The organism is Mesorhizobium sp. WSM4983 (genome assembly GCF_029625765.1).
In the GTDB taxonomy this organism is placed as follows: domain Bacteria; phylum Pseudomonadota; class Alphaproteobacteria; order Rhizobiales; family Rhizobiaceae; genus Mesorhizobium.
The window spans coordinates 261,309-287,421 of sequence record NZ_JARTVM010000005.1 but is presented as its reverse complement, the minus strand read 5'-3'; the positions used below and the strand labels follow the sequence as shown (position 1 = coordinate 287,421).

Genomic DNA, 26,113 nt, shown 5'->3' with positions numbered 1-26,113 from the left:
GGAGGCGCGGCGATCAGAGGGCAGGGCGCTTGGCTACGGCAAGGCCGATGCCCAGCGCGATCATCGCGCCGCCGGACGCCTCCCGGAGCCGACGTATCATGCCGGACCGGCCTGCCGCGCCATCCCTGATGCGGCCGGCCGCGAATGCCACCACGACATCGGCCAGCGTGTTGAGCGTCACCGACACGAAACCGAGGGCCATGAACTGCAAGGCGACGTGGCCGGCGCCGAGATCCAGGAATTGCGGAATGAAGGCCAGGAAGAAGGCGGCCGTCTTCGGATTCAACGTCTCGACCAGCACCCCTTCGCGAAACGCGCGGCCAACGCCGACCGCAGGCGTCGGCGCGCCACCTTCCAGTTTTGTCTTTGCCTCGCGGCGGGCGGACTGGAAGGTGCGCAAGCCGAGCCAGACGAGGTAGACGGCGCCGATCAACTTCAGCGCCGTAAAGAGTTCGGCGCTCGCGAGCACGAGGGCTGAAACGCCCAGGCTTCCGGCAAGCACATGAACCATGCCGCCCAGGCCTGTCCCGAAACTGGAGGCGATGCCTTCAGCGCGGCCTCCGGCCAGGGTGCGCGCGGCGACATAGAAGATGCCCGGTCCGGGCGTGATGGCGAGCAGCAGCGCCGCGGCGAAGTACAAGGCGAATTGTGTCAGGTCCGGCATGATCGGCTCGCTGGCAATTGGACTGGGTCGGATGTCAAGACGGGATCAGTTGGGCGAAGTCGCGATCCGAAGGCCGGTCGCTCGCTGCTAGACCAGTGGCGACACCGGCGCGATCGGCCGCGTTGCGGTTCTGGCTCATCTTGCGCTTGCCTTGGAGCCGCGTGATCGGCATGCGCAAGCCGACAATGCCTTTGAGTTGCGCCTGGATGAAATCCGGCGGCGCATCCGATACGGACCAAGGCGAGGGGCGTCCGCCTTCGTGGAGATTGGTCAGGCGCGTGACGATCTCGAGCAGCCTGTCGGCGTCCTCGAAGAAGTCGATCGGCCCATAGGCATGAACGGCCAGGTAGTTCCAAGTCGGCACTACCTTTCCGGTCTCCTGCTTGGTCTGGTACCAGGCCGGCGTCACGTAGGCGTCGGGGCCCATGAAGATCGCCAGGCCATCGCCCAGCACCGGTGCGCGCCACTGCGGATTTGCCTTCGCGACATGGCCGTAGATCGTGCCATGCTCGCCCTCGCTCTCGTTGAGCAAGAGCGGCAATGGCGTCGCCTGCGGTCCTTCCGCCGTGGCGGTGACCAGCGTCGCCAGCCGTGCCGCGCGGATCGTCGCCATGAGGCTCTCCCTGTCGTCATCGCGGAAGGCGGGCGGAATGTACATGGCGAAAACTCCTTGCATTGCATTTAAAGATGCCGGCAAGCTGGTTTGCTTGGAACATCCAGTTTTGCAGGTTTTCGGTGGTCCAGTTGGAACAGGAAGGCGTGGCGCGCCGGATCATCGCGGCGATCAAGGCGCAGATCCATAGCGGCGTTTACCGGCCCGGCGATCGGCTGCCGTCGTCGCGGGCCTTTGCCGCCGAATGGGGCGCGTCGCGAACCACGGTGACGGCGGCCTACAACCAGCTCGACGCCGAAGGCTATCTGATCATCCGGCAGGGCGCGCGTGCCATCGTGGCTCCGGGACTGGAGAGGCCGTCAGGGGCGGCTTCCATCGCGGCTGCCTCGCCACGCAACCTCTCGACGTTCGCGCGCAGGCTGCTGGCTCTGCCTTCGCCGGTGGAACAGCAGCCGGCCAAGGTTGCGGATTTCCGCTATGGCGACCTGTCCGGGGCGGACTTCCCGGTCCTGGCTTGGCGACGGGCCTCGAACAAAGCCATTCTGCGGCGCGGCGCACGGTTGCGCTATGGCGACCCGCAGGGATCGCTTGTTCTTCGCAGCGCCCTTCAAACCTATCTCTGGCGCGCACGCGGCATCAACTGCGCGCCGGACCAGATCGCCATCGTCAACGGCTCCCAGCAAGGGCTCGACCTCTGCGCGCGGCTGCTGCTCGACTCCGGCGACCCGTTCGTGATCGAGAATCCGGGCTATCTGCTGGCCCGCCATGCCTTCACGGCCGCGGGCGGCGTCGCCGTGCCAGTTGCGGTCGACGCTGACGGGCTAAGGACGGATGCGCTGCCGCCGGCCCGTCTGGCTTACGTCACGCCATCGCACCAGTTTCCGCTCGGCGGCGTGCTTTCGGCGGCGCGGCGGCATTCCCTCCTGGCCTGGGCCACGGCATCAGGCGCCTATGTCGTCGAAGACGATTACGACGGCGAATACCGCCACGACATAGCCCCCATCCCGCCTCTGCAGACGCTCGATCCAGGCTCGGTCATCTATGTCGGCACGCTGTCCAAAACGCTCTCGCCCACCTTGCGGCTCGGTTATCTCGTCGTCCCCGCCGGCCTGCGTCGAGCCTTCAGCGAGGCAAAGCGCCTGACCGACCGGCATGCTCCGATGCTGGAGCAGGACGTATTGGCCGACCTGCTGACGAGCGGCGCTTACGAGCGCCACGTCCGCAGCATCCGCAGGAAAAATGCCGAACGCAGAGAGGTCCTGCTGCGGGCGCTGGCCGATCATATCGGGCCAAAGGTGACTGTTGCTGGGGCCGACACGGGCCTGCACGTCGTGGCCTGGTTGAACGGCATCGATTCTGGATGCGAGCCGGCGATCATAGCCGACGCACGTGCTGCGGGGATCGGCCTCTATCCGGTATCGCCGCTCTATGATCCGGCCGAGCGGCGGCCCGAAACGACGGGCTTCATCATGGGATATGCTGGTCTCGACGCGGAGGCGTTGCGCCGCGGCGTTGCGGTGCTGGCGGACATCCTCGCCAAGCACCGCTGACGAACGCCGGATCAAAAGATCTCGTCACTCTCCTGCGGCACCGGCCCCAGCAGGACAGAGTCGTCCGGCACGCCGTTGTCGATCGGAATGGCCCGGCGCTCGGGCATATCGGCCATCGGCTGGCCAACATCTGCTGTGACAACGACCGGCGTCTTGTTGGGCACGCGGTCATAGAGGTCGATGATGTCCTGGTTGATCAGGCGCACGCAGCCCGATGAGACCGACTTGCCGATCGACCACCATTCCGGCGACCCGTGCAGACGATAGAGCGTGTCCTGGTTGCCTTTGAAGAGGTAGAGCGCACGCGCCCCGAGCGGGTTCTTGAGCCCGCCGGGCATACCGCCGTTCTTGGCGCTGTATTCCGTCAGTTCCGGCTGGCGCGCGACCATCTCGTCCGGCGGCGTCCATTTCGGCCACTTCTGCTTCCATTGCACCACCGCATCGCCCGACCATTCGAAGCCGGCGCGGCCGAGACCGACGCCGTAGCGGATCGCCTGGCCACCCTCACGCACCAGATAGAGGAAGTGGTTGGTGGTATCGACGACGATGGTGCCCGGGCGCTGTCCGGTCGGATCGGGAACGATCTGGCGCAAATATCTGTGATCGATCTTGTTTACCGGGATGGCCGGCAGGTCGAAGCCGTTGTCGGACATCGGCCCATATATGGTGGCGTAGTCGCCGAGCGGCGGCTCCACGGAGGCCGGCGCCGGCTGCACGGCTGCCGGGCGAGGACCGGTGGTGGAGCAGGCGGAAATCGCCGAAGCAGCGCCAAGGGCCGTGAGATTGAGGAAGCCACGGCGGCTGATGCGGAAGGAAGCGTCTGACATGGTTGCCTTTTCTAGGTCTTGAATTCGCAAGAATGCATGAATCCGCTGGCCGGCGCCGACAGCTGCAATAACAGTCGGCGGTGATAGGCGGTTCCAATTCTGGCCTCAGGGTGGACAAACAAAGGCGAAGCTGTGACCGCGACACATCTGTTGCGCGGCAGCAACAGCACCTCAAACCCCTGCCAGAAGGCCTTCGAGCGAGGGCAGGATCAGCCCCGGCGGAAAATCCCGGTATTCGTCTGGCTGATTGGCGCGATTGATCCAGACGGTGCGGAAGCCGAACCTGGCGGCGCCCGCGACGTCCCAGCGGTTGGAGGACTGGAACGACACCGCCCCCGGATAGAGCCGCCAGCCAGTGACCACCATGTCGTAGACCGAAGGATCGGTCTTGAAGCGCTTGATCTCGTCGACCGAGAAGACGTCGTCCAGGATCTGGTCGAGGGCGGCCGATTTCACCGCCGCCCGCAGCATTTCCGGCGAGCCGTTGGACAGGATTGCGAGCTTCGCTCCCGCTGCTTTCAGCGCCTTCAATACCGCCGGCACCTCCGGATAGCAGTCGAGCCGCCAATAGGCTTCCAGCAGCCTTGCCCTGAGCGCCGGATCGGCCGACGGCACCTTGCGCAGCGCGAAGTCCAGCGCCTGCTCGGTCAGTTGCCAGAAATCGGCATAGGCGCCCATCAGCGTCCGCACCCAGGAATATTCGAGCTGCTTGGCGCGCCAGATTTCGGAGAGAAGCTGGCCGTCCGGCCCGATCTCGCCCGCATGGCGGCGCACGGCGGCGTGCACGTCGAACAACGTGCCATAGGCGTCGAAGACATAGGCTGCATGGTGCATAGGAAGAGTTTTGCGGCGCCCGGCCCTGCCGCGCAAGCGCTGATTGCGGTTAATGCATGTCGCCCAAAAGTGGGCAGCGGTTTTCGGAAAGGATCGCATAACACAAGAACCCAACACACATGGCCCATCCCTTTCCGTGCGCCGTGCTTTAAGTGCCTCTGGCCTCAAGGATTTTTTCCGATGTCGGTTGACGCCGGCCGTCAAAGCGTCGTCCTATGGCGGCCGGAACTCATCCATACGGACGGCAAACGATGACACTGGCGGCGGCGGCGCAGTCCGCGACATGGACCTATGTGGACGGCGACTGGTACGAGGGCAATGTTGCCATTCTGGGACCGCGCAGCCACGCCATGTGGCTGGGCACCAGCGTCTTCGACGGCGCCCGCTGGTTCGAAGGCGTGGCGCCCGATCTCGATCGTCACGCCGGCCGCGTCAACGCCTCGGCGATCGCGCTCGGCCTGAAGCCTTCCATGACGACGGAGCAGATCGTCGGGCTGACCTGGGACGGCCTGAAGAAATTCGACGGCAAGACCGCCGTCTATATCAGGCCGATGTACTGGGCCGAGCATGGCGGCTATATGGGCGTGCCGGCCGACCCGTCCTCGACCCGCTTCTGTCTCTGCCTCTACGAAGCGCCGATGATTCCGCCTTCGGGCTTTTCGATCGGCGTCTCGCCGTTCCGGCGGCCGACGATCGAGACCATGCCGACCAACGCCAAGGCAGGCTGCCTCTATCCCAACAACGGCCGCGCCATCCTCGAGGCCAAGATGCGCGGCTTCGACAACGCGCTGGTGCTCGATATGCTGGGCAATGTCGCCGAGACTGGCACCTCCAACATCTTCCTGGTCAAGGACGGCCATGTGATGACGCCCGCCGCGAACGGCACCTTCCTCTCCGGCATCACCCGCTCGCGCACGATCAACCTGCTCGGCGACTATGGTTTCAGGACCACCGAGAGGACGCTGTCGATCCGCGATTTCCTCGAGGCGGACGAGATCTTCTCGACCGGCAACCATTCGAAGGTGGTGCCGATCACGCGCATCGAGGACCGTAGCATTCAGCCTGGACCGGTCGCCAAGAAGGCGCGCGAGCTCTATTGGGATTGGGCGCATTCGACTTCCGCCGCCTGAGCGGATAAAAAGGCGTTCGGCGCTTCGTTCCGGAGTTGTCCCAACCCATTCCAGACCTATCTTAGTCCGGTAGTTTCACCGGACTTTTCCTGAGGGAGTACCATCCATGGCTTTTGAGTTGCCCGCTTTGCCCTACGACTACGAGGCCTTGCAGCCTTACATGTCGAAGGAGACGCTGGAGTATCACCACGACAAGCACCACAAAGCCTATGTCGACAACGGCAACAAGCTGGCCGCCGAGGCCGGAATGGGCGACCTGTCGGTCGAAGAGGTCGTGAAACAGTCCTTCGGCAAGAATGCCGGGCTCTTCAACAATGCCGCCCAGCACTACAACCATATCCATTTCTGGAAATGGATGAAGAAGGGCGGCGGCGGCAACAAGCTGCCGGGCGCGCTGCAGAAGGCCGTCGATGCCGATCTCGGCGGCTACGACAAGTTCAAGGCGGACTTCGTCGCCGCCGGCACCACCCAGTTCGGCTCCGGCTGGGCATGGCTTTCGGTCAAGGACGGCAAGCTCGCGATCTCGAAGACCCCCAATGGCGAGAACCCGCTGGTTCATGGCGCTTCGCCGATCCTCGGCGTCGACGTGTGGGAGCACTCCTATTACATCGACTACCGCAACGCGCGGCCGAAATATCTCGAAGCCTTCGTCGACAGCCTGATCAACTGGGATTATGTCCTGGAACTCTACGAGAAGGCGAAAGCTTGATCGACCCTTCCGAAAAGCCCCGGCATGACCGGGGCTTTTCTTTTGCCGGCGCAGGAGGGCAATTCCAGTCAAGAAAATCGTTGCGGCGCGGAGGGAATAATTCCACTGCATCGCCCGTTAACGTCTAGTCGCGAACTCTCTTCACCATGGAGCCAATTGAATGAGAAAGCTTGTCATCGCCATCTCTTTGCTCGCTTTTGCCGGCTCGGCCGCTTATGCCGACCCGATCAAGGATCGCCAGGCCCTGATGAAGGAACGCGGCAAGCTCGCCGGCCAGTTGTCCAAGGTCGTCAAAGGCGAGGAGGCTTTCGACGCCGCCGCTGTGCTGACGGCGCTAAAGGCGCTGGAGGCGAACGCCGAAAAATTCGATGCCGAGAAACTTTTCCCGGCCGGCAGCGACAAGGGCGACACCACGGCGGCGCCGAAGATCTGGGAAGACATGCCAGGCTTCAAGGCGGCCGGGGACAAGTTCCTGGCCGACGTCAAGGCGGCAGTGGCTTCGCCGCCGGCCGATGTCGATGCGCTCAAGGCGCAGCTCAACACCATCGGCGGCGACTGCGGCACCTGTCATGAGACCTACAGGATCAAGAAGGGCTGATCGCCTGATATGGCGTGGCTGAAGAAGCTCGTCGGCGCCGTCATCGTGCTGGGCGGCGCCGGCGCGCTCGCCGGCTGGGCGTTGTCTGCGCCCGTCAGGCTTGATGCCGCGACCGTCGCGCAGCTTGGCCCCGGTGATGCTGCGAAAGGCAAGCGCATCTTCTTTGCCGGCGGCTGCACATCCTGCCACGCCAAACCGGGATCCAAGGGTGATGCCCGCCTGGAGCTTGCCGGCGGGCTGGAGCTGAAGACGCCGTTCGGCACCTTCGTACCGCCCAACATCTCGCAGGATCAAAAGGACGGCATCGGCGCCTGGAGCGAGGAGGACTTCGCCAATGCGATACTGAAGGGCGTTTCGCCCTCCGGCGAGCATTTTTATCCGGCCTTCCCTTATGCCTCTTATGCTCGCATGAAGCCGGCCGATGTCGCCGACCTCTATGCTTTTATGAAGACGCTGCCGGCGGTCGCCGGCAAGGCGCCCGGCCACAAACTCTCCTTCCCCTTCAACATCCGTCGCGGCATTGGTCTCTGGAAGCGGCTCTATGTCAGCCCTGAACCGGTCATTGCCTTGCCCGGGGGCGCGCCCGACAAGGTGCTGGCCGGCCGCTATCTGGTCGAGGGCCCCGGGCATTGCGGCGAATGCCACACGCCGCGCGACTTTGCCGGCGGCGTCAAGAAGGCCGAATGGCTGGCGGGAGCCGTGGCCGCCGAGGGCTCGGGCGTGGTGCCCAATATCACCCCGCAGGGCGGCACGAAGGACTGGTCGGAGGCCGACATCGCCAACTATCTCGAAACCGGCTTCACGCCGGATTTCGATTCCGTCGGCGGTGCCATGGTCGACGTGCAGCGCAACATAGCTCAGTTGACGGCCGATGACCGCGCCGCGATCGCGGCCTATTTGAAGGCCGTCCCGCCGCATCCCAACGGCTATCCGGCGCGCAAGCCGGCGAGCTGACCGATGCATATCGGCTCGATGCGATCTGCCTGTGATGTCTCAAGTCCATATTAGTTGACTTTAATAGTCATGTATCATACGCGCTTCGGCCAGTTTCCAGGCGGACCGAAGCCTTGCCCATGCACTCTCTCGACCTTGTGTCTGAATTCGCCCGTGGCGAGCAGCGCGCAGCACTTCTCTTCGCCGACGGGCGCAGCCTGTCTTATGCGGAGCTTGACGACCTTGCGCAGCACTTCGCCACGCGGCTGGGGGATAAGGGAAAGCAGCTCGTCGCTATCTCAGCGGAACCCTCCGAGCATGCGGTCGTCGCCTATCTTGGAGCCCTGCGGGCGGGTCATGCGGTGGCCATGCTGCCGCCTTGCGACAAAAGGGTCTGGGACGATTTCCTGGCAGCCTTCCAGCCGGATTTCACCTATCGCCGAGCCGATGGCCGCTGGCGTATCGTGAAGGAAGCCTGGCCCGCGAGGAACATTGAGCCGCTGCATCCCGATCTCGCGCTGCTGCTGATGACGTCCGGCAGCTCGGGCGACGCCAAGGCGGTCAGGCTCTCCTATGCCAATCTCGAAGCCAATGCGCGCGCGATAACGACCTATCTCGAACTCTCGTCCGCCGACAGGGCCGCTCTCATGCTGCCGCTGCATTATTCCTACGGACTGTCGGTTCTCAATTCGCATCTGATTGCCGGCGGCAGCATCCTCTTCCCCGGTGTTTCGGCCATGGACGGCGATTTCCTCCAGATAATCGCCGACGGTGGCTGCACCAATCTGTCCGGCGTCCCGTATTCCTACGAACTCCTGGAACGGATGCGTTTCCGCGACAATAAGCTCAAGGGTTTGCGCATGATGACGGTGGCGGGTGGACAGCTCAGCCCCGACGTCATCCGCCTGTACAGGGATCATTTGCGCGCCGCGGGTGGGCGTTTCTTCGTCATGTATGGTCAAACCGAGGCGACAGCGCGTATCGCCTTCGTGCCGCCGGAGAGCCTGTCCGACCGGGAGGAGCGGATCGGCGTCGCCATCCCAGGCGGCAGCCTCGGCCTTGTCGACGACAGGGGGGAGCCGGTCAACCGCTCGGGCATCCCGGGAGAACTTGTCTATCGCGGCCCGAACGTCATGATGGGTTACGCCGAGCAGCGTTGTGATCTGGCGCGCGGGGCTGAGGTCGAGATCCTGAACACCGGCGATATTGCCGTCCAGGACGAGCAAGGTTTCTTCCGCATCGTCGGGCGCAAGAGCCGCTTTGCCAAGATTGCCGGCCTCAGGATCGGCTTCGATATCATGGAGCGGGCCCTGGAGCGGGCGGGCATTGCGGCCGCGGTGCTCGGCGACGATCGAGGCCTAGAAGCCTATGTGACCGGCGCCGGCTCGGCAGGCCGGGCACAGCGTATCCTGGCCGAAGTCAGCCGCTTGCCCGCCAATCTGGTTCGAGTTTCGACGCGTGTCGACCTTCCCAGGATAGCCTCGGGCAAGATCGACTATGGCTGCCTGCAACGCGAGATGTTGCTGGGACGGGCGGAAATCCGCGAACGTGGCGGCGTGCCCGGAGCCTATGCCCGCGTGTTCTATCCGCTTCCGGTCGGCCGCGCTGACAGCTTTGTCTCGCTCGGCGGAGATTCTCTTCGCTTTTTGCAATTGGCTCTGGAACTCGAACGGCTCGGCTTGGAACTGCCGGACGGCTGGGAACGACTAAGCGTTGGAGACCTGACAAATCTTTATTCGGCGAAACGGTCTTTCATGCGGGACCAGGCAAACGAGACGCCTGTCGATATCGTGCTGAGGGCCTTCGCCATCCTGCTGGTGGTCGTGCATCACGAGACCCTGTGGCCTATCCCGGGCGGCTCCGGCATCATGATGCTGCTTGTCGGCTACAGCCTTGCGCGTTTTCAGTCGGTCCATTTGCTTGCCGGTCGGATCCGGCACGCGCTGAAACCTGCGATTAGCGTCCTGATCCCTTATTTTCTCATAGTCGCCGCTTACTCCCTCGCCTGGCAGGCGATCCCTTGGGCCTCGATGACCCTTACCGGCAACTTCGGCTATGCCGAACCGGAACGTCACGAGATGATCCCGTATCTCTACTGGTTCATCGAGGCCTATGCGCAGACGCTGTTGGTCTTCGCCCTCGCCTTTGCCGTTCCGGTTCTACGCAAGCTCGCCCAGGCTCGACCCTTTGCCTTCTCGATCGGACTATTGGCGTTTGCCGCCGCTGCGCGCTTTGCAGTCCCATTGTTCGTGGACTTAGGCAGCCGCCAGATCTTCGCGATCTACTGGGTCTTCCACCTTGCGGTCTTCGGCTGGTGCGCCGGTTTGGCCGACACTCCCGCCAGAAAACTCCTCGTGACCGCATTTGCCACTGCCGTATTGGGGTATCTAGCCTTTTGCGAGTTGGTCTGGCTGGGGACGACGGTCAAGTATTTGACGATCTTCGCGGCGCTCTCGGCTCTTCTTTACCTGCCGCGTGTTCGCCTGCCTGCTGGGGTGGGGCGGGCGGTTACGCAGGTCGCCGTCGCGGCTTTCCCGATCTACTTGGTCCATCGCTTCGTCCCGGAGCTTTTGATGGCACCTGTCGCAGGCTGGCTCCCGGCTCCAGGCTTCCAACTGCTTGCGATCGCCGGCGGCGTCGCTTTAGGCGTCATCGCCGGCAAAGCCTTGGCCGCCATCCGACACCTGCGCGGCAGATTGGCCATGGAGCGCTTGCCGGAATTGCTCTCGGCGTGAGACGCTTCGACCGCGGTCGCTCCGATTACGCGTGGCGGTCGCCCAAAAAATCGAAGCCGTTTTCGAAGAAGTGGTTGTAGTCGCAGGTCAGTTCCTCGCCGGGCGCGATGTCGCGCAGCGCGTAGGTTTCCTCCGGCGAGGAGACGTCGCAGTTCGGCTCGTCGGCATGGTTCATGTAGCGCGCATCGTCCGCCTCGAAGACGATATAATTCCGGTCGCGCCTGTCCGGATAGGAGTACCGATCGAGGTAGGACTTCACCGGGCCGCTTTCGTTCTCATAAGTGTCGACCGAAATGCGGCGGTCGAATCTTGGATCGAGCTTCCAGATCAACGTGCCCTTTGGAATGCGGTGTTTGGCGAAGACACCGATGCCCTGGATGGGCGATTTGTCGAGATAGACGTCGACGAGCAGCATGACGAACCCTGCGAATGACGGATGGCGCGGCCCGAACCGGCCGCGACCAAAAACGAGGCGCATTGCGTAGCGCGAGGTGCTCGCGATTGCGAGGGAAAAATCAGGCCTTGCCGGTCACTTTCAACGCAAAGGCGTAGATATACGCGATCTCCTCCAGGCGCGAGAACCGGCCCGAGGCGCCGGCATGGCCGGACTCCATGTTGATCTTGAACAGCACCGGATTGTCGCCCGCCTTGCGGTCGCGCAGCCGCGCCACCCATTTGGCCGGCTCCCAATAAGTGACGCGTGGGTCGGTCAGACCTGCCAGCGCCAGGATCGGCGGATAGTCGAGCGCCGCGACATTGTCGTAGGGCGAATAGGCAGCGATCGTCCCGTAGTCCTCGGCCGAGGCGATCGGATTGCCCCATTCGGGCCATTCCGGCGGCGTCAGCGGCAGGCTGGCGTCGAGCATGGTGGTGAGCACGTCGACGAACGGCACCTCGGCGACGATGCCGCCGAAGCTTTCGGGTGCCATGTTGGCGATCGCCCCCATCAGCATGCCGCCGGCCGAGCCGCCCTGCGCGACGATGCGATCGTGCGACGTGTAGCGCTCGGCCACGAGATGGCGCGCTGAGGCGATGAAATCGGTGAAGGTGTTCATCTTGTGCCGACGCTTGCCGTCGTCATACCAGCCGTAGCCCTTGTCCTTGCCGCCGCGCACATGGGCAATGGCGTAGACGAAGCCGCGGTCGACCAGCGACAGGCAATTGGTGTTGAATGCGGCGGGAACCGTGATGCCATAGGAGCCGTAGCCGTAGAGCAGGCAGGGCGCCGAGCCATCAAGCGGCGTGTCGCGATGGTGGATCAGCGAGATCGGCACCAGCTCGCCGTCGGCAGCCGGCGCCATCAGCCGGCGCGTGACATAATGCTCCGGATCGTGGCCCGATGGCACCTCCTGCGTCTTCAAGAGAACGCGCTCGCGGCTGCGCATGTTGTAGTCGAACACCTGTGCCGGTGTCGTCATCGACGAATAGGTGAAGCGCATGACTTCGGTGTCGTATTCGTAGGAGCCGGAAAGGCCGAGCGAGAAGGCCTCCTCGTCGAAGGCAATGAGGTGCTCCTCGCCGTTTGCCCGATCGCGCACCACGATGCGCGGCAGGCCCTCCTTGCGTTCCAGCCTGACCATGTGGTGCCTGAAGCCGAGCACCGACAGGATCAGCCGGCCGGGCTCGTGCGGCACCAGTTCCTTCCAGTTGGCCTGCACCGGATCTTCGACCGGCGCGGTCATGATCTTGAAGTCCTTGGCGCCGTCGGCATTGGTGAGGATGAAAAAGACGTCACCACCTTCCTCCAGGTCATATTGCAGGCCGGTCTCGCGCGCCGCCACCAGCTTCGGCTCGGCGAACGGCTCGTCGGCGCGCAGAAGCCGGTATTCGGAGGTTTCATGATCGTTGATGCCGATCATGATCCAGTCGTTGGAACGCGTGCCGCTGACATCCATGAAGAAGCCGGCATCTGTCTCTTCGTAAATCAGTCGGTCGTTGTCCGGACTGTCGCCAAGCGCGTGGAAGAACACTTTTGACGGGCGGTGGCTGTCGTCGAGGCGGGTGTAAAAAAAGCCGTCGTCTCCGGCATTCCACACGCCGCCGCCACCTGTGTCCGGGATCTGATCGGTGAGTTCCTTGCCGCTGGCGATGTCCCGCACGCGCAGCGCGAAGAACTCCGAGCCCTTGTCGTCGAAAGCCCAGAGCAGCTTGCGATGGTCGGCCGAATGGTCGAATCCGCCAAGACGGAAATAGGGCTTGCCTTCGGCTTCCGCATCGCCGTCGAGCAGGATCTCCTCAATGCCGCCATCACGCGGCGTGCGGAAGTAGCGCGGTTGCTCGCCGCCGAGCTTGAACGACGAGCCATAGGCGTAGGGACCGTCCTTCATCGGCACGGTGGAGTCGTCCTCCTTGATGCGCCCCTTCATCTCGGCGAACAGCTTGCGGCGCAGCTCGGCCGTGTCGGCCATCAGCGTTGCCTGGTAGGCATTCTCGGCCTCGAGATGAGCGCGGATCGCGCCGTCGAGCAGTGCAGGGTCCCTGAACATCGCCTGCCAGTTGGCGGCCCGCATCCAGGCGTAGTCGTCGGTGCGGGTGATGCCGTGATGAACGTCGAAGATGAGGCGTTTCTCGGGCCGCGGCGGGATGGCGGTCGGGAAGACGGAGGTTCTGGTCATTGCGTCTCGCTGTGGATTGCCTGAAATTTGCTTGAATGGCGAATGAACGCGTCGCTCAGCAGCGGTTCAAAGGGCGGGGTTCAAGGTGGTCTACACAAGGTAAGTCGAAAGGGGAAAAGATGAAATCCTATGTTCGAGCCGCCGTGGCTTTCGCTGTCGCTTCGGCGGTCCTGGCCTTTTCCGGCCAGTCTCATGCAACCGTGTTCGCGGCCTGGCAAGTGGCTGGCGTGCCGTTCGGCGACACGCTCAACGCGCGCAAGTATCCGTCAAACACATCGCAAAGACAGGCGGCCTATCCGAATGGCACTGTCTTGCAGATGACCGGCCGTTGCACGGGCGGGATAGATCTGCTCGACATTGCCGGCCAACCGCACTGGAAGCAGCGGCAGGCGATCCGCTACCGCTGGTGCGAGGTCTGGCACGATCCGGCGCAGAACGGTCATTTTGTTACCGGCTGGGTCTACGGCAAGTACATCAAACCCCACTGAGAGGTTCGTCGAGGCGACTTGGCTGTTCGACGCGAGGATGAATGTCCGCGCCATGATCCATAGGATTCTTCGCTCACCGGGCGGCCAAACATTAGTTTAGCCAAGCATAAAGAACCTGTTTTGACGCGACCAGAGGTGTAAAAGCGTGCTTGGCGCCACGTCAGGCTGCACTGGTCCGGCCAGAAAAATCTCGCTAAGTTACACGGCACACGAATTTTTGAAGCTGAATCGGCAATATTTGATGAATATCGCCGAATATAATTCAATAGGTGAATTGACTTACTTGCAGCACAGGGTCATTAAGATGACGCGACGCGAATCGCAGGGTTTGCCTGCATGAATTTCGCGCGATGCCCGATCCAGAAAAAGGGCGCAGTCTAGAAAACAAACTCTCGTTGGGGCCTGAGCACAATGGATATCGTCGAAACACCTTCAAGGAATGGGGACGCGCTAATCGAGCTGACTGCCGATGTCGTCGCGGCCTATGTCAGCAACAACCCGGTGCCGGTCGGCGAACTGCCGAACCTGATTGCCGACGTCCATGCCGCGCTCGGCCGCGTCGGCGGCACGACGGAGCAGCCTTCGGCCGAGAAGCAGAAGCCGGCCGTCAACCCGAAGCGCTCCGTGCATGACGACTACATCGTCTGTCTCGAAGACGGCAAGAAGTTCAAGTCGCTGAAGCGCCACCTTATGACACATTACAATCTCACCCCGGAAGAATACCGCGAGAAGTGGGGCCTGGACGCCAACTATCCGATGGTTGCTCCCAACTACGCAGCCGCCCGTTCGCAGTTGGCCAAGAAGATGGGCCTCGGCCGCAAGCCCAAGGGTCGCCGGTAGCAGCTTCCGCAGGTCGGCAAAAGCGACGGCGCCCGGGGGGCGCCGTTTTGCTTTTGAGGTATTTCAGGGATGTCTTGCTGCGAACGGGTGAACCCGCCGCAGTGCGGCTTTTTGCCGGGCTTGGGTAGAGTCAGGCGGTTTGCTTCAAGGCGGCTTCGGCGTCGCGCTTGATGCGCTTGACCATTGAGCGAAGGCCGTTGGCGCGCTGCGGCGACAGATGCTCGTCGAGGCCGAGTTCTTTCAGCGTCACTTCCGCATCGGTGTTCTGGATTTCACTGGCCGGCCGGCCCGAGAACAGCGCCAGCATGATGGCGACAAGGCCGCGCACGATGTGGGCGTCGGAATCGCCGCGAAAGCTGACCACCGGATCGACGCCTTCTCCCTGCTCGGTGGTCAGCCACACCTGGCTGACGCAGCCCGGCACCTTGTTGGCCGGTGTGCGTTCCGCCTCGGGAAACGGAGGCAGCGCCTCGCCGAGCTCGATCACATAGCGGTAGCGGTCCTCCCACTCGTCGAGCAGGGAGAAATCGTCGCGGATCGTTTCGATCGAGGTCGTCATTGCCCGCATATAGTGACCCGGCGCCGCCACGTCACGGAAAAAGAAAGACGCCGCGGGCGTCGAGAGGTCGGGCGGGCCCGCGGCGTTAGAGCATTTCCAGAAAAAGCAATCTCAGTTTTTCGCCGTCAGCATCGCCGGAATGTTGACCTTGGTGGGCAGCACGATGTCCTCGGCGACGCTGTCGGTGGTCTCGCCAGACGTCTGCGCTACCTTCGCAGCGGGCGCGGCCGTCTTTTCCGACTGCTGGTCATCAAGCATGGCGGCGGCGATCTTGGCTGTCTCTTTGGCGCGCACGGTGATGGTGTGCATGGCCGATTTGCCGGTCTCGCAAACATCCGGCTTGCGCTCGCAGATGCCGGCAATGTCGCCGACCGCCTCGCGCGCCGCAAACAGCGCCTGGATCGGCCCGACCGCCTCGCGGCCATCCTCGTCGGGGCCGACGCTGAGCGGCAGCGCCAAGAGCACCAGCGAAAACCAGAAAGCCATCCTGATCAGAAAGCCCATCTCGATGCCTCGTCGTGATCGGATCATGCATCCATCGGCATGACCTCTTTTTATGGACGTGACAATGGCACGAAGGCGCGAAGCGTGGCTTGCGCCGAAGCCGCGGATTTTCTTCAAATTTTAGATAAAGTCGAAAGGATTGGTTTCACGCTATTGATCTAACTCAAATCTGATCCACTGTATTAACTTTGAAATAACCATCTATGCGGCTGTTTCAAAAGAAAAATTTTGGAAAGGGCGAGCATCGGCACTGGGTTTTCGGGAGGCCAGGCGAGGCGGGCTCTGGCTAACGCTCCATTTACCATGGCGGCAGATCGACGGGCTTTGGGGTGCCGGCGTCCCGATATTTGCCGCGGGCGGGGCGCTCGCCTTCCCTGCCTTATCCATTCCTTAAACGCTGGATGCGACTTTCAGTCCAATCAAGAGTCACCTGCAGAAGCAGGGCAATTCACGACCGGGTCCGAGTGCGTTGAGTTCGATTACGGCCAGATACGTTCCTCTGCCTGGCGCGGTTGCCGCCGGCTGCGAACGCATGGTTCATCCAACCGTCACGGACGAGGCTGAGCGCCAGCGCCAGCGCCGCTTCATCGGCGTCATGCTCGCCACTCCCTTCCTCGCCGCGGGTGCGGCGGTGACGCTGGTCACCTCAAGTCTGGGCGCCGCCGTTACCGTGGCTGCGATCTTCGGCGCTTTCGGTCTGTGCTGGTTCGCAGCGCTTCTGGTTGCCGCCACCGGCCGCATGACGCTCGCCGGCCGTGCCTCGGTGGCGACGGGTGGCCTCGCGCTTGCCGGCGCAATTGCCGCGGCGGGTGGTCTGGCGTCGCCGGTCGCGCTGCTTGCCGTGGCTTTGCCGGTCGAGTCTTGGTGGATCGCCGGGTCACGCCGCGCAGCAATTTCAGGCGCGCTGGCGGCATTCGGCGCCATCCTGCTGCAGCCTTTCGCAAACCAGTTCCTGCCGCTCGGCGAGGCTGCGATCGCCGGTTGGCACTGGCTGCTGCCGCTTGCCTGGGCGCTTACGCTCCTGCCGCGCGCGGCGGCCTTCGCCAATCCCGCCGACGCGCGTCAGGCTGAGCCTGCGGTGGACCGTCTCGAAGAGACGATCGATGCCGTCGTGCTGCGCGTCGGCCGCCAGGGCGAGGTGCTCGACGCTTCGGCCAAGGCGCGTTCCATTCTGAAGTTGGCGCCGGAGCTCCTGCTCGGCGCGGGCTTGTTCGAGCGCGTCCATCTTTCCGATCGCGTCGCCTATCTCACCGCGCTCGCGGACATGCGCGAGGGCGCGCCGAAGCGCCGGCTCGACCTGCGCATCCGCTTGCCGCGCGACGGTGGCGGCTCGGCCGACAATTTCCGCCCGTTCCGCCTTGAATTGCTGCGCGGCGCGCGAGAGCAGGACATCTTCACCTTCGTCCTTCGTGAGAATGACGAGATCGCCGCGCTCCGCGAAGAGCTTGCCACGGCGAGGGAGGCTGCGGCTGCCGCCGAAGTGGCCAAGGGGCGTTTCCTGGCGGTGGTCAGCCACGAGCTGCGCACGCCGCTCAATGCCATCATCGGCTTCTCCGACATGCTGCTGCACGAGATGTTCGGCGCCTTCCGCGATCCGCGCCAGAAGGAATATGTCGCCCTGGTCAGGGAGTCCGGCCAGCATCTTTTGTCCGTCGTCACCTCAATCCTCGATGTCTCGCGCATAGAGGCAGGCGCCTATGCCACCGAGCTCGAGCCGTTCCGCTTCGCCGATGCCGCCGACATGTGCCGCTCGATGATGCGGCCGCTGGTGGAGGCCAAGAGCATCGCGCTCGGCGCGCAGATCGCGCCTGACGCCGGCGAGATCAATGCCGATCGCCGCGCCGTGCAGCAGATCCTGATCAATCTCGTTTCGAACGCCGTGAAGTTCACACCTGACGGCGGCAGCGTGGTGATCGGCGCCAAGCGGGTCGGCTCGCGGCTGCATTTCTGGGTGAGTGACACCGGCATCGGCATCGCCGACGAGGATATGGCCAACCTCGGCAAGCCGTTCATGCAGATCCAGAACGACTATACGCGCCGCTTCGAGGGAACCGGGCTCGGCCTGTCGCTGGTCAAGGGGCTGGTGGCGCTGCACGAGGGCACGATGTCGATCGAGAGCGCCCCGGGCGAAGGCACGACGGTGACGATCAGCCTGCCGGTGAACGGACCGAAGCGGCGCTCGGGCGCGCCGGCCGACGTGCTGCCCGTGCCGATTGCAAAGCCGAAGGGGGATGCAAATGGGGACAGCAATGGCTCGCTCCGCAAGACGGCCTAAAGTGGTCGAACCCGAGCGCGGCTTGCTTGCCGAGAGCGCTGCGGCGGTCGGCCAGATGATCTCGCGCAATCCGGTTCTGGTCGGCGGCTCGACCGCCTTCCTGGTGACGCTCTTCTACGTTTCGGCCAACGCGCTCTGGTACCAGCCTTTTCCGCACACGGGCGCCTTCTTCGCCACCAGGAGCATCGAGAATTTCCCGCATGCCGTCTCGGATGAGCCGGAGACCACCATCAACATCGTGCGGCAGGCGCAGCCCGCTCCCAAGCCCGATCCGGTCGTCCAGCAGGTGCAGGGCATATTGAAGGACCTCAATTTCTACGACGGCACCGTCGACGGCCTCACGGGCCCAGCCACGCGCAAGGCTATCCAGGCCTATCAGCTCAAGGTCGGGCTGCCCGCCTCCGGCGATGTCGACGGCGCGCTGCTCGATCAGCTTGGCGCCAGGCAAACGACTGCGGCCATTCCGCATCCGGCCCCGAGACCGGCCGACAGGGCTGCGGCCCAGGCCGCCGGACCGGCGGCCATTCCGGTCTCCTCTCCGGCCAACGGCGCAGCGCAGGCCCCCGACGCCCGCATCGTCAAGATCCAGGCTGGCCTGAAGGCCTTCGGCAATGACGATATGCAGCTCGACGGCGTCGTAGGCGCCCGGACCAAGTCTGCGATCAAGGAGTTCCAGGCGCTGTTCGGCCTGCCCGAAACCGGTGAGCCGGACGAAGTGGTCTATGCCAAGATGCGCGAGATCGGCCTGACAAACTGAGGGAGCGGCGGCATCGGGCGTCGGTTCATTCGAGCCAATGTTCGGGGTTTCGCATCCCGTGGACTATTGCCACAACTAGAATGCCGTAGCTCGTCGGTTCGTAAATAACGATATATCGGCCTTCCACCAGAACACGGGCTGTGTCGCTCAACTCGGGCCGAGCGACACCTATACTGGCATGGCTGCAAGCGAGTTCCAGCTTGTCGAAAATGCGTCCCACGAGCCTGTCAGCAGCTCTTTCGCTGTCAGCCGCGATATGTTCCCAAATCTCGCTTAGATCCCGTTGCGCGCGAGGAGTAAGTCGATAGTTAGCCACGTCCGGCGCGCTCGGCCTTCAGAGCACGCAGAAAGGCGGCGCGGTCAACCTCTTGGCCCTTACCGCTCGCCATGCCTTCTTCATAAGCTTGCTTTAGCTGTGCCAGTTCCAGGGCGCGAAGTTCCTCGCGGTGTTCCCACAGCCTGAGGGCTTCCCTGACGATTTCGCTATTCGAAGCATAGCTGCCGCTGTCCACCGCGTCCTGCAGACGCGCGGCCTGCTTCGGTGTGAGGGATATGGTGAGAGTACGCATGGCTTGAGTTTTCATGGTTATTGTTTTTAACGCCTCTAATAAATTTCAACAAGATTTGTTAGAAGCGGATGTTCCGTTCTTGACATCCTGGCCGCTCGCGAACACGCGGGAATCTCGCTAAAAAGGTCGGCATGCCATCCGGAACCCTGCCATGCGCGTGACTACCGATCTGTGGGTATCGGCCCTTCTGCGCCGTGTCTTCACCGCCGGCGGTTTTGCTGCCGTGGTCAAGCGCGGCGCGACCGAGGCCGGCGCCGTCTTCGTGTTGTCGCGCGACCGGCTCGGCGAAGTGGCTCTGTACGGACCGGCGCCGCAAACGAGCTACGATTCGGCCAAGCCCGACGAGCGCTTCTTCACCTTGCTCGATTCTGGCGACGATAGCTCGGCATTCGATGCAAGGCTGGAAAAGGAAAAGAGATTCGATCCCGACATCTGGGTGGTCGAGATCGAGGCCGGCTCCGTTCCGGTCGAGGAGCTTGTTTCCGTGAAGGCGGAATAGAGGCGGCGGCCCAGCGTCGCGTCCAGCCACGGAAAACCGCTGAGCACCTTCCCTGGAATTGGTTCAGGACGCTTTGCGGCCGGCGGCCTTGTCATCGCTGTTCGATGCGTGGCGCCCTGTCTCGATGGCATTGCCGCGGATCGCCCGAGACAGCGTTTCGGCTTTCCAGGCCCGCACCTTGTCGAGCGCTGCCTCGCGATGCAGCAGCCGATAGCGGTCGAGGAACAGACGGATTGCCTGGGGATGCGGAAACTCGCCGGGATGGACCGCGACCGCGATCAGGAAGGCCCTGTCTTCGCTTAGGTCGAGCGCCTTGAGCGCCGCAAGCAGCGCTGCGTAGCCCGATTGCTCTGTGATCGAGCGGGCTGTGGCAAAATCGATGTCGAGCGCATCGGCAAGCGCTGTCTGGAAGAAAGCAAGGTTGCCCGTCAGCGCCGTCTCGCGCAGCTTCAGATAAGTCGGCTGTCCGAGGAACAGGTTGACAGCGGCACTTTCGCCGGCGGGCCGCATCATCGAGCGCAGGCGTCGCCGCGCGTTTTCCTCAGGCACGCCGGGATCCGGGCGGTTGTCTTCTGTTGCGGAAGCGGCCGGTTTCACCGGCGCGATCTTCGTGACCGTCTCCGGCGGCCGCGTGTTGACCAGCGTCGGCTTCTCCAGCGCGCGGATCAGGTGGGCGATGGTTGCGTTGAGTTCCTTGCGGCGAGCGATTGCGCGCGCGTGCGGCAGGCCATGGCGGCCGATCAGCGCGATGAGGTCGATGTCGCTCAGCGCGTTCGAGCGGGTAAGCAGCGGCGCCGCGATCTCGACCGGCTCCTCGGCCAGCCGCCGCACCAACGCGGCCGGCGCATATTCGCATTCGGAAAGGGCGGCGGCGACATAGCGGCGCGATTCGACCGACACTTCGTCGAACAGCGGCAGCGTCAGATCCTCGAGTTGGGCGATTTCGCGCTGCGACGGGCGCGTCAGCGAGCAGAAGGCCGACACGGCGGCGCGGAACAGCCTTTCGGCTTTTCCCGCTTCGGTCCGGATAGCGATGTGCCTGAAATCCGAAGAAGACACGGAGGATACGCCCGATACTCGACACAGACCCGGCCCCGCGCCTCCGGCCGGGCCGGTTTCGCGTCTCCAGGGAACAAACATCAAATTAGCCGCGATCCGTTAGCGCTCCGTTAACCCTCTGCCCGCCTTAATCGACTTTGGAGGCGTTGCGTTGTGCTCCGGTCAAACCGAGAGGAATACGCGAACCATGGGCATGGTCTTGTCTTTCGTGCCGCGAGCGGCATCCGTCAATCGAGTAACCCACGACACCGACAGGGCAGCGGCTGTCATCATCTTCCCCGGCGTCCGCTATGAGCCACAGCCGCAGGTCGGCGCGGCGCGTCCGGACGGCCCGGACAAGCCTGGGTCGCCACGGCCACTGGTGCCGCATCACTGAGCTGACTCTTCAGTATTCCTGCAGCTCGCAGGCACTCTGTTCGAGAAAGCGCGACACGATCGGCTTCCAGCTATCGTCCGGCACGAAGGCGCGGACGACAAAGATTCCCTCTTCGATCGGCGCCTCGACAAAGATCGCGCCCTGCAAGTCCTCGGGAAGATCGCGCCGCACGTCGATCATCTGCGCCGGTGTCAGCACCACGGCATCGAGCTTTTCGCTGTTCGCATTGTGGTCGTTGAAGGAATAGATGTTATGGCCGCTGCGGTCATAGACCGAGGCCGACCAGAACGGCACGTCGCCCGGCGCCCGGATCCGTACCAGCCCGTCGGCGAGATTGAAGCGGCAGGCAACCGCGTAGAACATGGGGTCGACCGACTTCACCACAGGCGCACCGCCGGCCTCCGCGTCGAGGCGCGTCATCTTATAGAGGTCGGAGGCCATTGCCAGCCGCGACCAGGCATCGCGCTCGGAAAATTCCGGCACCAGAAACAGCACCGCGATATGCACGATGCCGGCGCCGAGCAGGCCGAGGACCAGGGCGTGCAGCAGGCTACGCATGGCAGCCCGCCTTCAAAATGCGCGGCAGCGCCACGTCGGAAAGCCCAGTGCTGCTCGCGATCGGCGTGTCGTAGAAGGTCAGCACGAAATACATCTTGCCGAAGCCGGCCGTCAGCAGCCAGTTGCCCGGGGCAGGGCGGTCGCCGACGGAGATGACGACCGAATTGTCGGGCCGGCGCAGCACTTCGTAGGATTGCAGCACCGCCTGTCTCGCTTTGCCGGTGTCAATGACGCCGAGCGACTGGTCGGCGGCATAAAGCGTCCAGAACCGGGCCGTCGGGTAACCGCCTTCGATTGTATAGGCGCATTCCCGCTTCAGCGGTTGGCCAGCTTCATCGCGCTCGGCGACGAAGGACAACCCTTCCGCCCGGCCGAGCGCCAGCACGCCCTCACGCGCCACGCGCGCCTTGGAGTAGGGGTCGGAGCCTTCCGTGCCGATTTCAGGAAAAGCTGTCCATTGGCCGATGCGGATCGCGCCGACGCCGTCCTGCGCGTTGAGCGCGTACCAGACGCTGCCGCCGCCAAGGCCGATGGCCATGGCAAGCGAAAGCAGCGTGAGGGAGACGGTCTTGAGCATGGAAGGCCGGAACTGAGGAGGTTGCCCGGGATATCGCGGCGTGGGGCCTCGTGGCAAGCCGGCTTGCCCCGGGCGTGGCGATATTCAGGTGGTCCGGCCTGCAAGCAGCATGACGTTCCCATGTCAGCGAACGCCTGTCACGGACAAGTCCGGACTGCGCCCCTTCTGATTCTCGGCGGCGCTGCACGTGGCCATCCAATCACTGACTTGTCAGGCGCCGATCCGATGCCTGTGCTTGAAGCCGCCGCCATTTCGTTCCACATCGGTCGGGATGAAGGGCGAGACAGAAGAGCGGCGTCGGAATTTGGCGTGGGCTTTGCCCGCATCGCTGATGCTGCATGCGCTGATCGCAGCGTTTCTGGTCTATACCTTGCCCAAGCCCGCCCAACAGCCGGATCAGGAACAGCCGGTCAATGTCGCGCTTGTGCCTCCGCCCGAGCAACCTAAGCCGAAGCCTCCGCCCGCACCGCAGCCGAAGCAACTCAAGGCCGAGAAGCCCCCGGAACCGAAAGCCGAAAAACCGCCCGAGCAAAAAGTGGAAAAGCCTCCAGTGCCGGAAAAGCAGCCGCCGAAGCCACCGCCGATCGCGGTGCTAAAGCCCGTTTTCCAGTATGGCAACAAGGACACCGGCCCCAGGAAATCCCTGGATGGAGCCGGCAACCGGGACAACACGCCGCCGCCGGCCAAGGATAGCGATAGCAAGCCGCCCGCCGTGGCGAAGCCTGCACAGAAGCAATCTGCCGCGCCGGCAGATGCCGATCAGCCGGCGGATCAAAGCACGGCTGATGAGAAGCCGGTAATCGCCGCGACGGACGCCGAGCCCACGCAAAGTGAGGAGAAGGCAGCCCAGGACACGGATAAACAGCAGGCTGCCGAGCAAGAGGCAGGAGCGCCAACCGCCGAAAAGCAAACAGCCGCGGCGCCGACGCCGACGGATGCCAAGAGCGGCGATAAGGTCGATCTTCCGGCCGTGACCGAAAAGCAAAAGCCCAAGCAAGCAAATGCGCTGAAGTTCAGGCCTGCAAAGATCTCGAAGTTCCGAAGCAAGAGCGCCGGGACGCCAAGTTCTACCAACGCCGCCGTTGCTGCGTCGCCGATCTATTCCGGCCTTCCGGGTGTTCGAAAGCTCTATTCGCAGGGCGCTACCGGCGACGCGCTGGCCACAAGCTCTATGAGCGAGGTGCCTCGCGACCAGCGGGTTGCCAATCTTTGCGGCAGCGTTTTGAACGAGGAATTGCAGGGCGCCTCCTATTCTCCCAAATGGCTGCCATCCATTCCGCTGAAGGTGGGCAATGTCCTTAACCCTCCGGTGGCCGCCTTCAGCACGGCAACCACATGGTACCGCCTGAGCTTCCGGTGCGAGGTCGACGCCGATGCGACAAGGGTCTTGTCGTTCAACTTCCGTGTCGGGGCTGAGATCCCACCCGGCGAATGGGCCGGGCTGAGATTGCCTAGTCTCCGCTAAGTATTTCACTCGAAAGTGGGACCGGTTTCGGGGCAAGCGCATGCGTCGAACGAAGGTTCAAAGCGCGGACAGCGTCTCCGGCAGGGTAGGTGCGTTGAGAGCGGGTGCCGCCTGGAAGGCTTTGGTCATTGCCCTCAGCGTCTGCGTGGTGCGGCTGGAAAGCACTGGCGGGCGCTCGGCCTCTGCCTGCGCCGCGGCATCAGCGGCCTCCTTCTTCGCCTCTTCCTCGGCCTTGGCCGCGACCTCCGGGTCGACCCAGGGATGATCGAGGCCAGGGATCGGCTTCAGATCGATGTTCTGGTGTGCATAGGCCATCAGCCGCTGCCAGACCATCGCCGGCAGCGACCCGCCGGTCATGTTGTTGGTCGGCGTGAAATCGTCATTGCCGAGCCAGACGGCGGCCGTGTAGTTGCCGGTGAAACCGACGAACCAGGCGTCTCGGTAGGACTGCGTGGTGCCGGTCTTGCCCGCGACGACGATGTTGGGAAGCTGCGCGCGCCGCGCCGTGCCGATCGCCGGCACCGCGGCCAGCATGGTGTTCATGTATTTCAGAGCTTTTTCCGACAGCACACGGTGCGGCGGCGGCGCGTCCTTGGCCCAGTCATAGACGACGTCGCCGGTGCGGGTAACGAGCTGCGTGATGCCGTGCCGGGAACCGACGAAGCCGTTCTGCGCGAAGACGCTGTAGCCTGTCGCCTGGTCCATCACCGTCATGAGGGACGTGCCGAGCACCATGGTCTTGTGCGATTCCAGCGGCGATTCGACACCCATGGATTCGGCCATCGCCTTGATCGGCCCGATACCGAGATAGTCCTTGGCGAGCCGCACCGGCACGGTGTTGATCGACTTGGCGATAGCCGTGAGCAGCGTGACGTTGCCGGCCGAGCCGCCATTGTAATTGTGTGGCGACCAACTGCCCCAACTGACGGCGCCGCCGGAAACCACCGAGTCCGGCGTGAAGCCGTGCTCCATCGCGGTGGCATAGACATAAGGCTTGAACGACGACCCGGTCTGCCGCAGCGCCTTGGTGGCGCGGTTGAACTGGCTGGCGCCATAATCGCGGCCGCCGACAATGGCGCGCACCGCGCCGTTGGTCTCGATCACCACCACCGCGCCCTCGGTAACGTTGTATTCCTTGCCGAACTGGCGGAGATGGAATTCGACCGACTCTTCGGCCGCTTTCTGGATATTGGCGTCGAAGGTCGTATGGGCGACCAGCGAGTGTTGGCCGGGCTTGGCGATCTTCTTGACCTCGTCGAAGGCCCAGTCGAGGAAATAGTCGGGGCTCTTCTGCTCGCCGCGGTCGACGACATCTGCCGGATGCAGCCGCGCCTGCAGCACCTGGCCCTCGGTCATGAAGCCGGCGTCGACAAGGTTGGAGAGCACCACATTGGCGCGCGCACGGGCGGCCGGCAGGTTGATGTGCGGGGCGTATTTGGTGGGCGCCTTGAACAGGCCGGCCAGCATTGCCGCCTCGGCGAGGTTCAGGTCCTTGACGCTCTTGCCGAAATAGAAATCCGCCGCCGCCTCGATGCCGAACGTGCCGCCGCCCATATAGGCGCGGTCGAGATAGAGCTGGAGGATCTCCTTCTTGGAGAGGTTGGCCTCCAGCCAGAGCGACAGGAAAGCTTCCTTGATCTTGCGCTCCAAGGTGCGCTCGTTGGACAGGAACAGGTTCTTGGCCAGCTGCTGGGTGATGCTGGAGCCGCCCTGGACCACCGAATTGGCGCGCACATTCTCGAAGATCGCGCGCGACAGGCCGAGAACGTCGATGCCGTAGTGATCGAAGAAGCGGCGGTCCTCGGTCGCCAGCACCGCCTTGATGACGATATCCGGCATCTCGTCGACCGGCACAGAATCGCGCTGAATGATGCCGCGCTGGCCGATCTCGTTGCCGTAGCGGTCGAGGAAGGTGACGGCGAAATCGCCCTGGTTGCGCCAATCGCCGGCGGTGATCTCAAACGCCGGCATGGCCAGCGCCAACAGCACCACGAAGCCGCCGGCTCCCATGGTGAACCCTTCACTCAGCACCTCGATGATGGCGCGCCGCCAGCCATGCAGGCGGAAGCGGCGGGAAAAGATGGTTGCGGCCTCCCAGAATTCGCGCGCTTTGAAGCTGATCTCGTAGAGCGAGGAATCGAGCCACGCATCGACGGCAAGAGCCGCCGAGGCGATCCGGCCTCTTCTCTTGCGTGGTTTCGAAGGAGTTGGCATTCCAGACTTCCGCCCCAATGCGCTTTCGCCCGAAAACAGCATGCGGGCAGTTTCAGGTGGCACCCTGCCAAACTATTCGACCATTTTATCACTGCTCACAAGGGCAGCGAAGCCACAGCACAAGCTTTGTTGAATGGAGGTCAATCGGCCGTGAACGGCGGGTAG

The 26,113-nt window shown here is 63.5% G+C and carries 27 protein-coding genes; 13 read left to right on the top strand and 14 right to left on the bottom strand.

The window, feature by feature from the left end:
* Positions 1-13 precede the first annotated feature (13 nt).
* The gene (locus tag P9254_RS17660) at positions 14-664 is read right to left on the bottom strand and encodes a LysE family translocator (protein ID WP_278056300.1); all 651 of its coding nucleotides are present in this window, start codon (positions 662-664) and stop codon (positions 14-16) included.
* A 34-nt stretch (positions 665-698) separates the two neighbouring features.
* Positions 699-1,322, bottom strand: a complete 624-nt coding sequence (locus tag P9254_RS17655) for an FMN-binding negative transcriptional regulator (RefSeq protein WP_278056302.1) — start codon at positions 1,320-1,322, stop codon at positions 699-701.
* A 77-nt stretch (positions 1,323-1,399) separates the two neighbouring features.
* Here P9254_RS17655 and pdxR point away from each other — a divergent pair, with 77 nt between their 5' ends.
* Positions 1,400-2,827, top strand: coding sequence for a MocR-like pyridoxine biosynthesis transcription factor PdxR (gene pdxR, locus P9254_RS17650; protein ID WP_278056303.1), 1,428 nt, complete (start codon positions 1,400-1,402; stop codon positions 2,825-2,827).
* An 11-nt stretch (positions 2,828-2,838) separates the two neighbouring features.
* Here the strand turns inward: pdxR and P9254_RS17645 are convergent, their stop codons facing one another.
* Together P9254_RS17645 and P9254_RS17640 are read right to left on the bottom strand one after the other, a co-directional pair.
* Complete coding sequence (locus P9254_RS17645) at positions 2,839-3,654, bottom strand: L,D-transpeptidase (RefSeq protein WP_127246278.1); 816 nt, start codon at positions 3,652-3,654, stop codon at positions 2,839-2,841.
* 171 nt (positions 3,655-3,825) lie between these two features.
* The gene (locus P9254_RS17640; protein ID WP_067320889.1) at positions 3,826-4,488 is read right to left on the bottom strand and encodes a haloacid dehalogenase type II; all 663 of its coding nucleotides are present in this window, start codon (positions 4,486-4,488) and stop codon (positions 3,826-3,828) included.
* Between the two features lie 251 nt (positions 4,489-4,739).
* Between P9254_RS17640 and P9254_RS17635 the strand changes: the two genes are divergently transcribed.
* The 5 genes from P9254_RS17635 (at position 4,740) to P9254_RS17615 (ending at position 10,593) form a co-directional block, all read left to right on the top strand.
* Positions 4,740-5,618: a branched-chain amino acid aminotransferase gene (locus P9254_RS17635; RefSeq protein WP_278056305.1), complete on the top strand. Its 879-nt coding sequence runs from the start codon at positions 4,740-4,742 to the stop codon at positions 5,616-5,618.
* A 106-nt stretch (positions 5,619-5,724) separates the two neighbouring features.
* Complete coding sequence (locus P9254_RS17630; RefSeq protein WP_066997682.1) at positions 5,725-6,327, top strand: superoxide dismutase; 603 nt, start codon at positions 5,725-5,727, stop codon at positions 6,325-6,327.
* A 160-nt stretch (positions 6,328-6,487) separates the two neighbouring features.
* On the top strand, positions 6,488-6,925 hold the full coding sequence (locus P9254_RS17625; RefSeq protein WP_067320896.1) for a c-type cytochrome: 438 nt from the start codon (positions 6,488-6,490) through the stop codon (positions 6,923-6,925).
* Positions 6,926-6,934: 9 nt separating this feature from the next.
* On the top strand, positions 6,935-7,879 hold the full coding sequence (locus P9254_RS17620) for a cytochrome c (RefSeq protein WP_278056307.1): 945 nt from the start codon (positions 6,935-6,937) through the stop codon (positions 7,877-7,879).
* A 119-nt stretch (positions 7,880-7,998) separates the two neighbouring features.
* Positions 7,999-10,593, top strand: a complete 2,595-nt coding sequence (locus tag P9254_RS17615) for an AMP-binding protein (RefSeq protein ID WP_278056309.1) — start codon at positions 7,999-8,001, stop codon at positions 10,591-10,593.
* 25 nt (positions 10,594-10,618) lie between these two features.
* On the opposite strand, the gene P9254_RS17610 is transcribed toward P9254_RS17615, so the two are convergent.
* Both P9254_RS17610 and P9254_RS17605 read right to left on the bottom strand, forming a co-directional pair.
* On the bottom strand, positions 10,619-11,008 hold the full coding sequence (locus P9254_RS17610) for an SET domain-containing protein (protein ID WP_066998147.1): 390 nt from the start codon (positions 11,006-11,008) through the stop codon (positions 10,619-10,621).
* A 100-nt stretch (positions 11,009-11,108) separates the two neighbouring features.
* Complete coding sequence (locus P9254_RS17605) at positions 11,109-13,208, bottom strand: S9 family peptidase (protein ID WP_278056311.1); 2,100 nt, start codon at positions 13,206-13,208, stop codon at positions 11,109-11,111.
* A 119-nt stretch (positions 13,209-13,327) separates the two neighbouring features.
* Between P9254_RS17605 and P9254_RS17600 the strand changes: the two genes are divergently transcribed.
* Complete coding sequence (locus P9254_RS17600) at positions 13,328-13,696, top strand: SH3 domain-containing protein (protein WP_278056313.1); 369 nt, start codon at positions 13,328-13,330, stop codon at positions 13,694-13,696.
* Between the two features lie 411 nt (positions 13,697-14,107).
* The gene (locus P9254_RS17595; protein WP_067320912.1) at positions 14,108-14,536 is read left to right on the top strand and encodes a MucR family transcriptional regulator; all 429 of its coding nucleotides are present in this window, start codon (positions 14,108-14,110) and stop codon (positions 14,534-14,536) included.
* A 130-nt stretch (positions 14,537-14,666) separates the two neighbouring features.
* Here P9254_RS17595 and P9254_RS17590 read toward each other — a convergent pair whose 3' ends face one another.
* Both P9254_RS17590 and P9254_RS17585 read right to left on the bottom strand, forming a co-directional pair.
* Positions 14,667-15,095 carry a SufE family protein gene (locus P9254_RS17590; protein ID WP_066997661.1) on the bottom strand — a complete coding sequence of 143 codons (429 nt, stop codon included), beginning with the start codon at positions 15,093-15,095 and terminating at the stop codon, positions 14,667-14,669.
* Positions 15,096-15,206: 111 nt separating this feature from the next.
* Positions 15,207-15,599 carry a DUF5330 domain-containing protein gene (locus P9254_RS17585; protein ID WP_278056550.1) on the bottom strand — a complete coding sequence of 131 codons (393 nt, stop codon included), beginning with the start codon at positions 15,597-15,599 and terminating at the stop codon, positions 15,207-15,209.
* Between the two features lie 532 nt (positions 15,600-16,131).
* Here P9254_RS17585 and P9254_RS17580 point away from each other — a divergent pair.
* The gene (locus P9254_RS17580; RefSeq protein ID WP_278056314.1) at positions 16,132-17,874 is read left to right on the top strand and encodes a sensor histidine kinase; all 1,743 of its coding nucleotides are present in this window, start codon (positions 16,132-16,134) and stop codon (positions 17,872-17,874) included.
* On the top strand, positions 17,849-18,631 hold the full coding sequence (locus P9254_RS17575) for a peptidoglycan-binding domain-containing protein (protein ID WP_095800168.1): 783 nt from the start codon (positions 17,849-17,851) through the stop codon (positions 18,629-18,631). The genes P9254_RS17580 and P9254_RS17575 overlap by 26 nt, the downstream gene beginning before the upstream one ends.
* 25 nt (positions 18,632-18,656) lie before the next feature.
* On the opposite strand, the gene P9254_RS17570 is transcribed toward P9254_RS17575, so the two are convergent.
* Together P9254_RS17570 and P9254_RS17565 are read right to left on the bottom strand one after the other, a co-directional pair.
* Positions 18,657-18,947 carry a type II toxin-antitoxin system RelE/ParE family toxin gene (locus tag P9254_RS17570; protein ID WP_095800167.1) on the bottom strand — a complete coding sequence of 97 codons (291 nt, stop codon included), beginning with the start codon at positions 18,945-18,947 and terminating at the stop codon, positions 18,657-18,659.
* A complete protein-coding gene (locus tag P9254_RS17565; protein ID WP_176477604.1) occupies positions 18,940-19,200 on the bottom strand; it encodes a type II toxin-antitoxin system ParD family antitoxin in 261 nt (86 codons plus the stop codon). The genes P9254_RS17570 and P9254_RS17565 overlap by 8 nt, the downstream gene beginning before the upstream one ends.
* 151 nt (positions 19,201-19,351) lie before the next feature.
* Between P9254_RS17565 and P9254_RS17560 the strand changes: the two genes are divergently transcribed.
* Positions 19,352-19,699, top strand: coding sequence for a DUF1491 family protein (locus P9254_RS17560; RefSeq protein ID WP_067320924.1), 348 nt, complete (start codon positions 19,352-19,354; stop codon positions 19,697-19,699).
* 63 nt (positions 19,700-19,762) lie between these two features.
* Here the strand turns inward: P9254_RS17560 and P9254_RS17555 are convergent, their stop codons facing one another.
* Positions 19,763-20,758 (bottom strand): DUF2336 domain-containing protein, encoded by a 996-nt coding sequence (locus P9254_RS17555; RefSeq protein WP_278056316.1) that lies wholly within the window; start codon positions 20,756-20,758, stop codon positions 19,763-19,765.
* Positions 20,759-20,945: 187 nt separating this feature from the next.
* Here P9254_RS17555 and P9254_RS17550 point away from each other — a divergent pair, with 187 nt between their 5' ends.
* Positions 20,946-21,134 carry a hypothetical protein gene (locus P9254_RS17550; protein WP_278056318.1) on the top strand — a complete coding sequence of 63 codons (189 nt, stop codon included), beginning with the start codon at positions 20,946-20,948 and terminating at the stop codon, positions 21,132-21,134.
* Between the two features lie 9 nt (positions 21,135-21,143).
* On the opposite strand, the gene P9254_RS17545 is transcribed toward P9254_RS17550, so the two are convergent.
* Both P9254_RS17545 and P9254_RS17540 read right to left on the bottom strand, forming a co-directional pair.
* On the bottom strand, positions 21,144-21,692 hold the full coding sequence (locus P9254_RS17545) for a DUF1254 domain-containing protein (protein ID WP_278056319.1): 549 nt from the start codon (positions 21,690-21,692) through the stop codon (positions 21,144-21,146).
* On the bottom strand, positions 21,685-22,269 hold the full coding sequence (locus P9254_RS17540) for a DUF1214 domain-containing protein (protein ID WP_066997640.1): 585 nt from the start codon (positions 22,267-22,269) through the stop codon (positions 21,685-21,687). Before P9254_RS17540 ends, P9254_RS17545 begins: the two co-directional genes overlap by 8 nt.
* A 271-nt stretch (positions 22,270-22,540) precedes the next feature.
* Here P9254_RS17540 and P9254_RS17535 point away from each other — a divergent pair, with 271 nt between their 5' ends.
* Positions 22,541-23,734 carry a DUF930 domain-containing protein gene (locus P9254_RS17535; RefSeq protein WP_278056551.1) on the top strand — a complete coding sequence of 398 codons (1,194 nt, stop codon included), beginning with the start codon at positions 22,541-22,543 and terminating at the stop codon, positions 23,732-23,734.
* 57 nt (positions 23,735-23,791) lie between these two features.
* On the opposite strand, the gene P9254_RS17530 is transcribed toward P9254_RS17535, so the two are convergent.
* Positions 23,792-25,948: a transglycosylase domain-containing protein gene (locus P9254_RS17530; RefSeq protein WP_095800162.1), complete on the bottom strand. Its 2,157-nt coding sequence runs from the start codon at positions 25,946-25,948 to the stop codon at positions 23,792-23,794.
* Positions 25,949-26,113: the final 165 nt, after the last annotated feature.

What these genes read in the sequence shown, in the direction of transcription:
- P9254_RS17550 (WP_278056318.1), top strand. Translation starts at nt 20,946, where the DNA reads ATGGGCATGGTCTTGTCTTTCGTGCCGCGAGCGGCATCCGTCAATCGA.
- P9254_RS17530 (WP_095800162.1), bottom strand. Translation starts at nt 25,948, where the DNA reads ATGCCAACTCCTTCGAAACCACGCAAGAGAAGAGGCCGGATCGCCTCG.
- P9254_RS17585 (WP_278056550.1), bottom strand. Translation starts at nt 15,599, where the DNA reads ATGGGCTTTCTGATCAGGATGGCTTTCTGGTTTTCGCTGGTGCTCTTG.
- P9254_RS17590 (WP_066997661.1), bottom strand. Translation starts at nt 15,095, where the DNA reads ATGACGACCTCGATCGAAACGATCCGCGACGATTTCTCCCTGCTCGAC.
- P9254_RS17575 (WP_095800168.1), top strand. Translation starts at nt 17,849, where the DNA reads ATGGCTCGCTCCGCAAGACGGCCTAAAGTGGTCGAACCCGAGCGCGGC.
- P9254_RS17540 (WP_066997640.1), bottom strand. Translation starts at nt 22,269, where the DNA reads ATGCTCAAGACCGTCTCCCTCACGCTGCTTTCGCTTGCCATGGCCATC.
- P9254_RS17655 (WP_278056302.1), bottom strand. Translation starts at nt 1,322, where the DNA reads ATGTACATTCCGCCCGCCTTCCGCGATGACGACAGGGAGAGCCTCATG.
- P9254_RS17615 (WP_278056309.1), top strand. Translation starts at nt 7,999, where the DNA reads ATGCACTCTCTCGACCTTGTGTCTGAATTCGCCCGTGGCGAGCAGCGC.
- P9254_RS17630 (WP_066997682.1), top strand. Translation starts at nt 5,725, where the DNA reads ATGGCTTTTGAGTTGCCCGCTTTGCCCTACGACTACGAGGCCTTGCAG.
- P9254_RS17605 (WP_278056311.1), bottom strand. Translation starts at nt 13,208, where the DNA reads ATGACCAGAACCTCCGTCTTCCCGACCGCCATCCCGCCGCGGCCCGAG.
- P9254_RS17660 (WP_278056300.1), bottom strand. Translation starts at nt 664, where the DNA reads ATGCCGGACCTGACACAATTCGCCTTGTACTTCGCCGCGGCGCTGCTG.
- P9254_RS17620 (WP_278056307.1), top strand. Translation starts at nt 6,935, where the DNA reads ATGGCGTGGCTGAAGAAGCTCGTCGGCGCCGTCATCGTGCTGGGCGGC.
- P9254_RS17610 (WP_066998147.1), bottom strand. Translation starts at nt 11,008, where the DNA reads ATGCTGCTCGTCGACGTCTATCTCGACAAATCGCCCATCCAGGGCATC.
- P9254_RS17535 (WP_278056551.1), top strand. Translation starts at nt 22,541, where the DNA reads ATGAAGGGCGAGACAGAAGAGCGGCGTCGGAATTTGGCGTGGGCTTTG.
- P9254_RS17635 (WP_278056305.1), top strand. Translation starts at nt 4,740, where the DNA reads ATGACACTGGCGGCGGCGGCGCAGTCCGCGACATGGACCTATGTGGAC.
- P9254_RS17645 (WP_127246278.1), bottom strand. Translation starts at nt 3,654, where the DNA reads ATGTCAGACGCTTCCTTCCGCATCAGCCGCCGTGGCTTCCTCAATCTC.
- P9254_RS17560 (WP_067320924.1), top strand. Translation starts at nt 19,352, where the DNA reads ATGCGCGTGACTACCGATCTGTGGGTATCGGCCCTTCTGCGCCGTGTC.
- P9254_RS17545 (WP_278056319.1), bottom strand. Translation starts at nt 21,692, where the DNA reads ATGCGTAGCCTGCTGCACGCCCTGGTCCTCGGCCTGCTCGGCGCCGGC.
- P9254_RS17565 (WP_176477604.1), bottom strand. Translation starts at nt 19,200, where the DNA reads ATGCGTACTCTCACCATATCCCTCACACCGAAGCAGGCCGCGCGTCTG.
- P9254_RS17625 (WP_067320896.1), top strand. Translation starts at nt 6,488, where the DNA reads ATGAGAAAGCTTGTCATCGCCATCTCTTTGCTCGCTTTTGCCGGCTCG.
- P9254_RS17640 (WP_067320889.1), bottom strand. Translation starts at nt 4,488, where the DNA reads ATGCACCATGCAGCCTATGTCTTCGACGCCTATGGCACGTTGTTCGAC.
- P9254_RS17600 (WP_278056313.1), top strand. Translation starts at nt 13,328, where the DNA reads ATGAAATCCTATGTTCGAGCCGCCGTGGCTTTCGCTGTCGCTTCGGCG.
- P9254_RS17595 (WP_067320912.1), top strand. Translation starts at nt 14,108, where the DNA reads ATGGATATCGTCGAAACACCTTCAAGGAATGGGGACGCGCTAATCGAG.
- P9254_RS17580 (WP_278056314.1), top strand. Translation starts at nt 16,132, where the DNA reads ATGGTTCATCCAACCGTCACGGACGAGGCTGAGCGCCAGCGCCAGCGC.